This is a genomic window from Brevibacillus sp. B_LB10_24, from assembly GCF_046036945.1.
GTDB lineage: Bacteria > Bacillota > Bacilli > Brevibacillales > Brevibacillaceae > Brevibacillus_C.
Window position 1 is genome coordinate 1 of the sequence record NZ_JBJQOQ010000024.1, and the last position, 12,360, is coordinate 12,360.

Sequence of the window (12,360 nt, forward strand, 5' to 3'; positions counted from 1 at the left end):
TCTGAAGCGCTGACTGCGAAATCCATTTCCGATGCTCCAAATAGTCGTTCTTTGCGAGCTGCAAGCACCTATTCCAAACCTGGGCAGATTCGCGATTACAGGCATAGAGTCGCTCGATATCTCGTTTTGAGGCATGAAACCGTACGATTTGAGCACGAATCATGGAAACACCCCTAATCAAGAACATTTGTTCTATACCCCGATTATACCACACATACGTTCCTGTTTGGGGAATATTTCCGCATCAGAATGCCGAGAACAAACACATGCTTCCTTGCCTATCTCCAGTGAATAGGTTCGGGAATGTCGTCATTCATCTCCCACCTGCTTCGCTGAGGAAGGAGACTTCTGACGCAAGTTTGTTAAACTTGTATAACAGTTGTCCGAACCTTTGGCATTCCTCTTCGGTCCAGTCTCTCAACAAGTACTTCATCCGGTTCAACCGCGCCTGCCTGTGCTCCGCCAATTCCTTGGCTCCCAACTCGGTGATCTGAAAGGAAAAAGCCCTGCCATCCACCGGATCGGGAATTTTATACACATACCCTTTTTGCTCCAAGGCGGCAGCTTGGCGGCTGACGGTGGAAATATCCAGGTGAAATTCGTCTGCCAGCGCTTTTACTCCGGCAGAACCATGAGTGAATAGTCGCTGCAGCAGCAAGTATGCCGAACGGTCGAGAGTGCCGACTCTTTTGTCGGATGAGATGGACGTGATGTGGCGAATCAGGATCGCCAGTTCAAGCTCGATGTCCTTCAGTGATTGTTCATCCATTACTTTACCACCACACTACTGTCTTTATTTCATTGCAACCATCGTAACATACCGCCGCCGCTTTTCAAATCGCCCAGGTGTCGGCAAACTGTCAAATTGACAACACTCGATATAGTTGTATAATACACGTATGTAGTTTCGTCATACAATTTGTTTGGAGAGATGTCAAGACAAGGGCAGGCGATGTCAGAACAGGCCCATATGCGCCATTATTCCCAAAATACATGCAAAATCTCATCCGGATAAGCCGTCTGCCGTCCCCTGCCAACATGCATCATGCAGAAAAACTATGTAAGGAAAAGAGGAGTACACAAGCATGTCGTCCACAATGCAAAACCACGCAACACCTGTCTTGCAAGCAGATTCATCCCCGCGGGAAAAGGAAAGCCTGCTAAAACAACCGCGGGGCGTATGGGCTGTCTTCTTCGCCTGCATCATCGCTTTTATGGGGCTGGGGCTGGTCGATCCGATACTGCCCGCGATCGCCAAGCAGCTGCATGCCTCCCAAAGCCAAGTCACCTTGCTCTTTACCAGCTACAATGCTGTCATGGCAGTAGCGATGCTGATCACCGGCGCCATCTCGTCCAGACTCGGGATCAAGCGCACACTGCTTGCCGGGATTGTGATCATTGCCGTCTTTTCCGCGCTTGGCGGGTTTTCCAACGGCATTTGGGAACTGGTCGGGCTGCGCGGCGGCTGGGGGCTGGGTAACGCGCTGTTCGTCGCTACGGCCCTGACCGCCATCGTAACCCTGTCCACCTCGGGTACGGCCAAGGCTATCATCCTGTATGAAGCGGCGATCGGCCTTGGCATCTCCATCGGGCCGCTGCTCGGCGGCGAACTGGGTGCCATCTCCTGGAGAGGCCCATTCCTGGGGGTCGCGGCGCTGATGGTGATCGCTTTTATCTGCCTGATTTGGATGATGCCAAAAGCGAAAGCCTCCCAGGCTGCCAAGGCAAAAACCTCCTTGCTGGACCCATTCCGGGCCATGAGGTACCGTTCGCTGGTGGTTTTCGGGCTGACCGCTTGTCTCTACAATTTCGGCTTCTTCACCCTGCTGGCATACGCGCCGTTCGTCATGGAGCTGGATGAGCATGGACTGGGCTACGTCTTTTTGGGCTGGGGCATCCTGCTGGCCCTCACCTCCGTCTTCATGGCGCCGAAGCTGCAGCAAAAGTTCGGAACCGTCTCATCCATGTGCGCCATGCTGTTCCTGTTCGGGCTCGTCCTGCTGGCCATGGGGATCTGGACCTCGACTCAGTGGGTCGTCATCGCCGCAGTGATTTTTGCCGGGGCCCTGCTGGGGAATAACAACACCTTGATTACCACCGCCGTCATGAACGCCGCTCCCGTCGAGCGCTCGACAGCATCTGCGGCATACAGCTTCCTGCGTTTTCTCGGCGGGGCTGTCGCTCCGTTTTTTGCGGGGAAATTGGCGGAATGGTTCAACCCCCACGTACCGTTCATCGTCGGCGCAGGGTTTGTCATGGTATCGGTGCTGTTCATCTTCCTCAACCGGAGGCACGTGATGCATGTCGATCACGCCGGAGCCGGCCATTAACAGAGAAGGGCCTCGCCAACTGATGCAGCATGTTGGCGAGGCCTTTTTTTGTCAGCGCGTGCGGGGTCACCGTCGCCTACTGAACAGCTGGCTGGGCGACAGGCAGGACAGGGCCCTATACCATTAATTTGCAGACGTCATTGGCATACGCCACAGGGTCATTCACGGGCAGCCCTTCGATCAGCAGCGCCTGGTTGTACAGGACGTTCGTATAGACGCGCAGTTTTTCCTTGTCGCTTGCAAACGCCGCTTTGACCGCTTGGAACACCTCGTGATGCGGGTTCAGCTCCAGTACCTTTTCCGCTTTGATGTTGGGGTTGTTCGGCATGGACTTCAGCACTTTTTCCATTTCGATGGTCACTTCGCCGTCGGTTGAAAGGCATACCGGGTGGGTTTTGAGTCTCTTCGACACCCGTACATCCTTGACTTTATCCCCCAATACCTCTTTCATGAAGGCGAACAGATCCTTGTTTTCACTCACTTGAGACTCGCTGTCCGCCGTCTCTTCAGACTCAATCCCCAAATCGCCGCTCGATACCGCCTTGAATTCCTTCTCTTTATACGTCATCAGCATTTTTACGGCGAATTCATCGATATCCTCTGTGAAGTACAAGATTTCGTAGCCCTTGTCTGAGACGAGCTCGATCTGCGGCAATTTCTCGATGCGCTCGATCGTCTCCCCAGTGGCATAGTAGATGTACTTTTGCTCCTCTGGCATTCTCTCGACGTACTCGGTCAGGGTGACCAGCTTCTTCTCCTTGGATGAGTAGAACATCAAGAGGTCCTGCAGGGTCTCCTTGTTGCTGCCGAAATCGCTGTACACTCCGTACTTCAGCTGTCTGCCAAAGGTGTTGTAAAACTGCTCGTACTTCTCCCGTTCATCCTTCAACAAGCTTTGCAGCTGGCTGGTGATTTTGCTCTTGATGTTTTTTGCGATCAGCTTCAACTGCTTGTCATGCTGGAGAATCTCTCGGGAGATATTGAGCGAGAGATCTTCCGAATCGACCATTCCCTTTACAAAGCTGTAGTAATCTGGCAGCAGATCGGGACACTTGCTCATGATCAACACGCCATTGGAATACAGCTCCAGCCCTTTCTCGTATTCCTTCGTGTAAAAGTCAAAAGGCATGTGCTCCGGGATAAACAAAATGGCGTTGTACCTGACCACACCGTCGGCATGGATGTGGATATGTTTGACGGGCTTGTCAAAGCCGTAGCGTTTTTCCCGATAAAAATTTTCGTAATCCTCGGGTGTGAGCTCTGATTTATTCTTTCTCCAGATCGGCACCATACTGTTGATGGTCTGCTCTTCACGGTATTCCTCAAATTCACTTTCGCTGCCTTCCTTGGGTCTTTGCCTGGTGACGTCCATTTTAATCGGGTAGCGGATAAAATCGGAGTACTTCTTAATGATCGACTGCAGCCGGTACTCTTCCAAAAACTCATCAAAGTTTTCGTCTTCCGTATTCTCTTTGATTTTCAGAATGATCTCGGTGCCTACCTCATCCTTCTCGGCCGGGACGATCACGTATCCGTCAGCGCCGGAAGACTCCCACTTGAAGGCCTGCTCGCTGCCCAACGCTCTGCTGATGACCGTAACTACATCGGCCACCATAAAAGCGGAGTAAAAGCCGACACCGAACTGGCCGATGATATCATGTCCGTCCTTCAATTCATGTTCGCTTTTAAAGGCCAAGGAACCGCTTTTGGCGATGACGCCAAGGTTGTTCTCTAGCTCCTCCCTGGTCATTCCGATGCCGGTATCGAGGATTCGCAAGGTCCTGTTTTCCCTGTCGGGGATGATCTTGATGTAGTAGTTGTCCTGATCAAACCGCAAGGATTCATCCGTCAAGGCCTTGTAGTATATCTTGTCGATGGCATCGCTGGCATTGGAAATCAATTCTCGTAAAAATATTTCCTTGTGCGAATAGATGGAATGAATCATCAACTCCAACAGCCGCTTGGACTCGGCTTGAAATTGCTGCTTTTCCATGAAAGACTCCCCCTTCAGTATGAGATGGCACGCAGAAAGCATTTAGCACTCAAACAAATAGAGTGCTAATCATTTCTTAGATACCATATACATTTTTTGGCGTCAAGGTGTTGTTGGAATTTTTTTTGGAAACCTATTTTTCACTTGGACTTCTGGTTTTGGTATAAAACAATTGCAATCATCAAGATTCCTACTAAACCAATTCCTATAAAAATAAACCAGGTTTCTTTCCCGGGAGTACTTTCCTGAACATGCATCCCTGTTGCCACATCATGGCCAGTATCAACCGGGATCTGTTTCATGATGCTTGCCACTTCATCAAAGTTGTATGCGGTATTGGATTTTAGTTTGTCGTCTATATTTGCTGAAATCACTGGTTTGCCGGTAAATATAACTTTTTCGATCGCTTCGTCGACAAGCAGAATAACGGGAATTCTGACATTGGGGATTCCGCCGATCACATATGCCTCCATGCTCTGAGTATCGGCAGACGGAATCTTATTCATATGATCGATGTTCGATACCAAATCGTTTACATGACCCGGATAGGTCTTCACCCCCGAAACTTCCCATTTTCCCTCGTTTTTTTCCGCATACTCCTTTTGTTCCGGCGTTAATAACGTTTTTGCATCGTCTGCGGCTTTTTTCACCTTGCTTATCGTAACGATTACAGTGGACGAGTCTACATAGATGGGAAGTTCCCACATACATTCAGCCCTGTCTAAATGGCGCTTTAGTTCCTCTTTTGTATTTTTCTCCAAGCGAAACACGTCTACATCCACATATATTTTTACTGCATCGTCAAAATGAATATCCGTTTGTGCAATTTCACGTTTAACATGGCTATCAGGTACCACGGAGTTCACATACTTTACAATGTCATCTGCAAGATTTGCGATCTGCTCATTGTCTTTTGAGTCTTTCCATTTTTCTCGGTTCACTTCTCCTCCTTTGAAAGCAAAAACAGCTTCATAAGAGGAGAAGATAAAGAGGGTTATCAAGAACACTGCCAAAAACTTTTTCATAACAGGCCCCCTCCATTCCATCAGATTTCGCAACGGCTGCGCTCCTTAATCTCAAGACGACATGGAGCATCAAATCGTTGCATCCTCCTGGGGTTCAACAGGATAAACTTGCTGTCCGTCGTATCTTGTATCCTTATCGCGGGGATGCTCACTTCCGGCAATCCAAACAGAAAGGGGGCTGTCCCTCAGCCATTTTTAATGGCTTTTGGGACAACCCCTCGATGCTTACTGTTCGAACCAACAATGGTTATTTCGGCCCGCCTTCGCGTCTACTGAATGTCAGCCGCACAGCGAAATCCCATGTGACCTGTCGAACTGTCCGGCGTGTTGGAGCTGCGAGCAGCTACCCGGTACCGATTGCAGTAGGACTTGTGGCAAAGATAAGAGCCCCCCCGGATCACCTTGGCTTGCCCGCGAGGCGGTCCCTGCGGATTTTCGCGCGGACCATTGAGATGATAAGTGGGACTGAACCAATCGGAGCACCACTCCCAGACATTTCCCGCCATGTTGTATAATCCATATCCATTTTCTGGGAATGACTTAGCCGGAGCAGTTCCTAAATACCCGTCGGAAGCGTGATTTTTTACCGGAAATTTTCCCTGCCAGATATTGCAGTAATGCTCCCCGCCCGGCTTCAACTCGTCACCCCAGGGATATCGCTTCTGCACGAGTCCGCCTCGGGCGGCGAACTCCCACTCCGCTTCTGTTGGCATCCGTTTTCCCGCCCATTTGCAGTACGCCATCGCGTCATTCCAGGAGACGTGAACAACCGGATGGTCCAGCCTGTCTTCCACGCTGGAATCGGCTCCCTCCGGCCGCTGCCAATAGGCGCCTTTCACCGCCCACCACCACGGGGCGCTTTGCACCGACTGCATGACGTCCTGCTTCGCCTTCTCCGAGACAAAATGGTGGAACACAAACGACCATCCGTAACGTTCCGCCTCCGTCTTGTATCCGGTTGCCTCTACAAATCGCCGAAATTGCCTGTTGGTAACGGCACAAGTATCAAGATAAAACGGCGACAGGACAATTTGACGCACCGGTCCCTCACCATCAGCCGCAAACCCTTCCTTGCTGTCTGTTCCCATGAGAAATTCGCCGCCGGGAAGATACACCATGCCTTCCCGGTCAGGTGCATGGGTATTTTTGTCTGCAACAGGCATGTCATGCAGCAGTTTGCAGGTATTTCCCCTGCTGACAGAACAACATGGCGATGCGTTCTTCTCCGTCATCCTGACACCTCCTGAATAAGTGTTTTATCGTGCTTTCTTTGCTCCATTGACTGCTGTGTGTTGGAAAGGAACAATCCTTCTTTTGTTATTGGAACGCGGCATATCTTGACGGATATAAAAATTGATGGTGTTATATTGATGCATGGTGTTTTAACCTATAAGTTTACAATAAGGAAATAAGCGATGCCCTTTCTTAATGGGATTTGAAACGTTTCTTGAAGTGGGTATCCTCTCGGTAAGCATGATAAGAAATGATCTGTTCGTTTCGGAGGAAATGTATGCTAAGGCAATTTATTGGCGTTATGTCACCTAAACTGAAAAGCTTAAAGCTCCTGTATAGCTTGATTCGCAAACTTGGTCCGGTGAGAATCAACAAACTGGTCGAGATAACCGGATACAAGCATACGACTTGCGCTCGTTTACTCGATGAACTGGTACAAGCCGGGATAATTTGCGACAGTGGCTTGGGCGAGTCCAGCGGCGGGCGCAAACCGCTGATGTACGTTATCAAGCAGGATGCCTATTATCTCATTGGAGTCGAAATCTCCAGTTTATTTACCACAGTCACGTTGCTTGATCTGAATCTAAATCTATTGGAAGTCAAAACATTGAGGATGAATTCACATAGTACGGCAGAAGCCACTCTCGAATTTATCTGCGAACATATCCAGCGTATGTTGGAAACCTATCAGATAACGAATGAGAAGCTGTTGGGAATCGGCGTTGGCGCAATCGGATTGATTAACCCCGAACATGGGAGTATCATCCATCGTCATTTGCCTTCCTCACAAGGTTGGGCTGATACGAATATCAGCCAATACATCCAGCATCGCTTCAACACGCTTGTTTTGATGGGAAGCGGCATCAGTCTGGCCGCATTGGGAGAATTCCGGAAAAACCGCCAGGAAGACATCGAAACATTGGTATTTACGTCTGCCGGCTTGGAAATTCGCTGTGGTATTGTTTCTCAAGGGCAAATCGTCAGCAGCAAAAACAAAATGGAAGATTCATTCGGTCACATTACAGTAGATGTACATGGCCGAAAATGTTCGTGCGGTTCGTATGGATGCCTTCAAACGTACAGCAGTCTTCCAGCTATCCGTGACGAAGTGATCCGTCGCATAAAACGGGGATATCCGTCCCTGCTGGAAGAAATGGTACCAAACATTGAAGATGTTGAGTTTCACCATATTTTAAACGCCTTGGAACAGAATGACCCTCTTACTTATGAGGTGATACGGGAAGCTGCATATTATTTCGGCATCGGCTTGTCGAATGTGCTCTATTTAATCAGTCCAGACATCGTCATTTTTGGCGGACCGTTTTCGTCTAATTTGGTTTTTCGTGAAATCGTGTCCGAAACAGTTCATAAACGCACAGGCCATTACCCCGACAGCAACGTGAAGATACTGCAGTCAGTGTCTGGCCACCATGCTGTTGCCGTCGGAGCAGGCTGTATGATATTGGATTACTTTGTTGAATAATTGCCGGGCTAACCCCCGGCCGCCCTCTTATATCAGGCGGTACTCTTTCACGAGTGAACTCGCTGCAGAAAATTCGACACAAATCGATTGCTGTCGACTTCCAGACAAACTTGAATTTCCGCTCCTGCTTCACCTTCTGCTTTAACAGTACGCCCCCTCTGTTCTCCTTCTGTTACAACTTGAATCATTGTCGGAACAGCCTTTACGAGCGTGGGATCTACAACGATAGCAACAGTTAACGGGTCGTGAAGCGCACACCCGCCTAAATCGGGATCCCATCTACAGTAAAAACTCATATAAAATTCACAGGCCTCAGCCAAAAAACGAGATAATTTCGTATTTTTATTTCTCCAATCCGTTAAACATTCTTTTTTCAGCAGCGTTTTCATTGTGACATCCAAACCAACCAGGGTAACAGGAACCCCTGATTGGAAAACAAATTGAGCCGCCTCCGGATCCGTATAGATATTCGCTTCTGCATAAGGTGTAATATTACCTGGGACCGTTACCGCTCCGCCCATTACAACGACGCGCTTTATTAGATGAACAATTTCCGGATCCTTTTGGATGGCATATGCTACATTTGTTAGACTTCCCGTAGTGATAAGCGTCACCTTTTGAGGATGCTCCCGTACCTTTTCCACAATAAAATCGTGGGCCGGCTGATTCAGAGGCTGTTTTGCTGGTACCGGCAATTCCACATTTCCAATTCCATTTTCCCCGTGTACCCCAGACGATTTTTCGCGGGGGTCGGCTCCGGCAAATGTTTGATTAACACCAGGAGCAACGGGTATCCTTTCAGCTTCAAGCAGTTCTAACACTTGTAAGGTATTTCGTGTCGTTTCCTCAACAGTTGCATTTCCGAAGCAAGTAGTGAATCCCATTATGTGCAATTCGGGGCAATGTACGGCGTATGCGATCGCCAATGCGTCGTCAATCCCGGTATCTACATCCATAATTACGTATTCCAATAGTGTCTCCTCCCGCGTATCATGTGTTGAACAAGTCATCCCTCCTAAGCTTATGAGAAGCAGGAAATCAATATACACCAAGTTTTACCAGGTTTCGAGGTGTCTTCGGGTAGTCCTGCAAAACGATTAGATCCATTAATCGATCTCTAAGCTTCTGGCGAACATCGGCGAACTCTGGATTTGAAACGATGTTATTCTGTTCATTCACATCTTTCCCCAAGTGGAACATCTGCTCTCCATTGCCATTCGGATAGAATGTGTAGCGGAACTCTTTTGTTCGAATCGTTCGTGCCCAGCTATTCGGCGAGATATTCCATATTGAATTGTAACTTTCAATATAGGCCGCATCCCGCCAGGCCGAAGGTTTCTCTCCACGACACCATCCTAATAGAGAGCTTCCAGGCAAGGACTGGATATCCGATTCTGAAATATTATTGTACCCACTTGGCAAGGAAGGAGCCGGTAATGATGCCATCTCTAAAATGGTCGGGCAAATATCCTCGAGTTGAACAAGTTCATCACAAACTTTACCTGCTTGTACTTGCGGCCCGGCAATAATGAGCGGTACACGGATACATGCGTCATAGTGCTTTTCTTCTTTGTTCAACAAGCCATGATCATAAAGAAGATCACCGTGATCAGATACAAAAATAATATAGGTGTTCGCAAGTTGACCAGTTTCCTCCAAAGCGTCCATCACTAGACCAATTTGATAATCCAGGTATGAGATATCGGCAAAGTAGCAGTGCCTGACGTGACGCCAATCTCCAGTCACCGGTTCTTTTTCCTTGAAGTAGTGCGGTGCATGCGGGTCCATAGCCCACTCTGCCGGTACCGGAGCCGGAATCTTATCCACGTCGACGTAATTCATATACTCTGCCGGCGGAGCGTAAGGATAGTGGGGGCCAACATAGCTAACCTGGGCAAAGAACGGTTGATTGCTCCTGCTCATCTCACGTATAAACGATAAGGTGTTTTTCGTTATCCACGAGCTTTGGGATATCTCTTCCGGAAACGGCAGGGTATAGGCATCGCGGGTATTGTTCGGAAACTCCGGTGTACTCCACTCAAATCCTTCTCTGATTTGCTTAATCTTTTCCCGAAGATTTACCCGGTTCGGACCGTATTCTGCAAACACCGGCATATCGTCACACGCCCAAACCGTTGCCAATGCCTTCTCATAATATTCCGGGTGTTCTTGTTCAACCCAATCGAGCCATTCCCCGCTGCGGCAATCCTCCGTAACATGTGTAACGTCGAATCCATAAGCCCGGTAATCTGGATAACGGCTCTGTGAAAGTGGTTGAAAATGCATCTTTCCAATCCCCCCGGTTCGCCATCCATTTTCCTGAAGAACCTGCATAAATGTAGGGATCGAGGGATCAAGATAATATCCGTTCTCGATGAGTCCGTGTCCTCGGGAAGTGAGCCCGGTAGCGATTGTAGACCGAGATGGAGAGCAGACCGGATTGCTTGTAAAAGCGTTTGTAAACGTCACACCGCGTTGTTGCAGCCTGCAAATATTCGGAGTATGAGACGTTCCAGAAGATGCTGCTTCCAACCACTTCGCTGCAAGTTGGTCCACCATAAAAAGGATAACATTCGGTTTCTCGTTGCCGTTGCTGGTTTGTTGTGAATTAGCCAAGTTGATTCCCTCCAAAATGTAATCTGTCGCATTTACGGTTGGCAGCCTTTGCTTTGTTCTATCCGTGAGTTTTCTTAGCAGAAAAGGCTGCTACCACGGTTATGGCAGCCAATAAGAAAATATAAGCAGAAATGACCCATGTCCCGCCGTTTGACCATCCAAGCAGCAAACTGGCAATGTTTGGCATCAACCCTCCACCTAATACTGTCGCTGCCTGGAAACCGAGCGAGACCCCGCTATAGCGGACACGTGCACCAAAGAGTTCGGAATAGAAAGCAGCCTGAACACCAAACATTAGACCTATAATGATTTGTGAGAGTAAGAGAGCCAGAATAAACAAGGACGGCATTCCAGTATCAATCAACCAAAAAAAGGGGAACGCAAACAACAACATTGAAATGGCACCGGCAATATATACTGGTCTACGTCCAAAACGGTCCGAGAGCCATCCAGAAACAGGAGTTATAAAAAGATAAGCAAAACCGGAGATCAATGTGCTATTTAAGACAAAAGTGCTTGATAATCCTAATTGATTAGTAGCATAGGATATAATAAATACACCTACCAGGAAACCAAACGCTGCACTCCCGATGTGCAGTCCAACAGCGATTAACAAGTTTTTTGGGTAGTTGCGCAACACTTCTAAAATAGGAAGCCTGGCTTCGGTGTTTTCTGCTTTTATTTGAGCAAAAGCGGGTGATTCCAAAACCTTGAGCCGGATGAACAACCCAACTAATAACAGAGCGACACTTACTAGGAATGGTATTCTCCAACCCCAAGAGAGAAATTGTTCTTTGGTTAACAGAGCCAGTAAAACAGATGTCACTCCCGATGAAAGAATAATTCCCAGCGGACTCCCCATCTGGACCAAACTCCCAAAGAATCCCCGCCTGTTCTCTGGAGCATGCTCAACTGCCATAAGAACAGCACCTCCCCATTCGCCGCCTGCCGAAAGCCCCTGAGTAAATCGTAGGATGACAAGCAAGAGTGGAGCCCAAATACCAATGGAAGAATACGTCGGCAAGAGACCGATCAGGAATGTCGAAGTACCCATTATTAATAACGTTAAAACCAGCATTTTTTTTCGCCCAAGCCTGTCACCAAAGTGACCAAAGATGACTCCCCCTAACGGCCGGGAAAAAAATCCAATTGCAAATGTAGCAAACGCAAGCAGAGTGCCTGTTTGCGAATTGAAGCCAGGAAAGAATAATTGATTGAAGACCAGAGCGGTAAGCGTCCCATAAATTAAAAAGTCATAATACTCAATTGTGTTTCCAATAACACTGGCAATTGCCACCTTCAGAGGTGGTGTTGCTTGTCCTGCTTTCCCTGCCCCTTGATTTCTCATGTTTTTGCGCATCCTTCCTTATTTTCTGTAAGTTTATCCTTGAGCAATGAGATCATTTTAGCCTTCGCCCCGCAGAACGATGCCGTATCCATTATACGGGTAGGTGGTCTATTTTTTTTGCGGTAACTGCGTGTTGTCTAGCCATATGCAGCACTTTACCTTAGGAAGGGTTTAGGGCGAGTCAAGCATCGTTGAATTCCGGCTCCCCCCTCATTTAATTTAAAACGTTTCCAAATCTGTCAATTCAAAATTATCCCCCTCCTTTATTCGTGATTTGATACGTACATCATACTGAAGTTATCTTCTGTTGTAAATACCACTTATATCATTTT

General features: G+C 48.2%; 9 protein-coding genes. 2 read left to right on the forward strand and 7 right to left on the reverse strand.

Features of this window, described 5'->3' with window-relative positions:
• Positions 1–313: 313 nt before the first annotated feature.
• Positions 314–769 carry a MarR family winged helix-turn-helix transcriptional regulator gene (locus ACI7RC_RS19215; protein WP_408109830.1) on the reverse strand — a complete coding sequence of 152 codons (456 nt, stop codon included), beginning with the start codon at positions 767–769 and terminating at the stop codon, positions 314–316.
• Between the two features lie 316 nt (positions 770–1,085).
• Between ACI7RC_RS19215 and ACI7RC_RS19220 the strand changes: the two genes are divergently transcribed.
• Positions 1,086–2,330, forward strand: a complete 1,245-nt coding sequence (locus tag ACI7RC_RS19220) for an MFS transporter (protein ID WP_408109831.1) — start codon at positions 1,086–1,088, stop codon at positions 2,328–2,330.
• 115 nt (positions 2,331–2,445) lie between these two features.
• Here the strand turns inward: ACI7RC_RS19220 and htpG are convergent, their stop codons facing one another.
• The 3 genes from htpG to ACI7RC_RS19235 all read right to left on the reverse strand — a co-directional run bounded on the left by htpG (position 2,446) and on the right by ACI7RC_RS19235 (position 6,580).
• Complete coding sequence (htpG, locus tag ACI7RC_RS19225) at positions 2,446–4,323, reverse strand: molecular chaperone HtpG (RefSeq protein ID WP_408109832.1); 1,878 nt, start codon at positions 4,321–4,323, stop codon at positions 2,446–2,448.
• A gap of 140 nt (positions 4,324–4,463) precedes the next feature.
• The gene (locus ACI7RC_RS19230; RefSeq protein WP_408109833.1) at positions 4,464–5,348 is read right to left on the reverse strand and encodes a hypothetical protein; all 885 of its coding nucleotides are present in this window, start codon (positions 5,346–5,348) and stop codon (positions 4,464–4,466) included.
• 269 nt (positions 5,349–5,617) lie between these two features.
• Positions 5,618–6,580, reverse strand: a complete 963-nt coding sequence (locus ACI7RC_RS19235) for a formylglycine-generating enzyme family protein (protein WP_408109834.1) — start codon at positions 6,578–6,580, stop codon at positions 5,618–5,620.
• A 278-nt stretch (positions 6,581–6,858) separates the two neighbouring features.
• On the opposite strand from ACI7RC_RS19235, the gene ACI7RC_RS19240 reads away from it, so the two are divergent.
• The gene (locus ACI7RC_RS19240; RefSeq protein ID WP_408109835.1) at positions 6,859–8,064 is read left to right on the forward strand and encodes an ROK family protein; all 1,206 of its coding nucleotides are present in this window, start codon (positions 6,859–6,861) and stop codon (positions 8,062–8,064) included.
• A gap of 47 nt (positions 8,065–8,111) precedes the next feature.
• On the opposite strand, the gene ACI7RC_RS19245 is transcribed toward ACI7RC_RS19240, so the two are convergent.
• The 3 genes from ACI7RC_RS19245 to ACI7RC_RS19255 all read right to left on the reverse strand — a co-directional run bounded on the left by ACI7RC_RS19245 (position 8,112) and on the right by ACI7RC_RS19255 (position 12,028).
• Complete coding sequence (locus ACI7RC_RS19245) at positions 8,112–9,035, reverse strand: nucleoside hydrolase (RefSeq protein WP_408109836.1); 924 nt, start codon at positions 9,033–9,035, stop codon at positions 8,112–8,114.
• Between the two features lie 67 nt (positions 9,036–9,102).
• Complete coding sequence (locus ACI7RC_RS19250) at positions 9,103–10,680, reverse strand: sulfatase family protein (protein WP_408109837.1); 1,578 nt, start codon at positions 10,678–10,680, stop codon at positions 9,103–9,105.
• A gap of 58 nt (positions 10,681–10,738) precedes the next feature.
• Positions 10,739–12,028, reverse strand: a complete 1,290-nt coding sequence (locus ACI7RC_RS19255; protein ID WP_408109838.1) for an MFS transporter — start codon at positions 12,026–12,028, stop codon at positions 10,739–10,741.
• Positions 12,029–12,360: the final 332 nt, after the last annotated feature.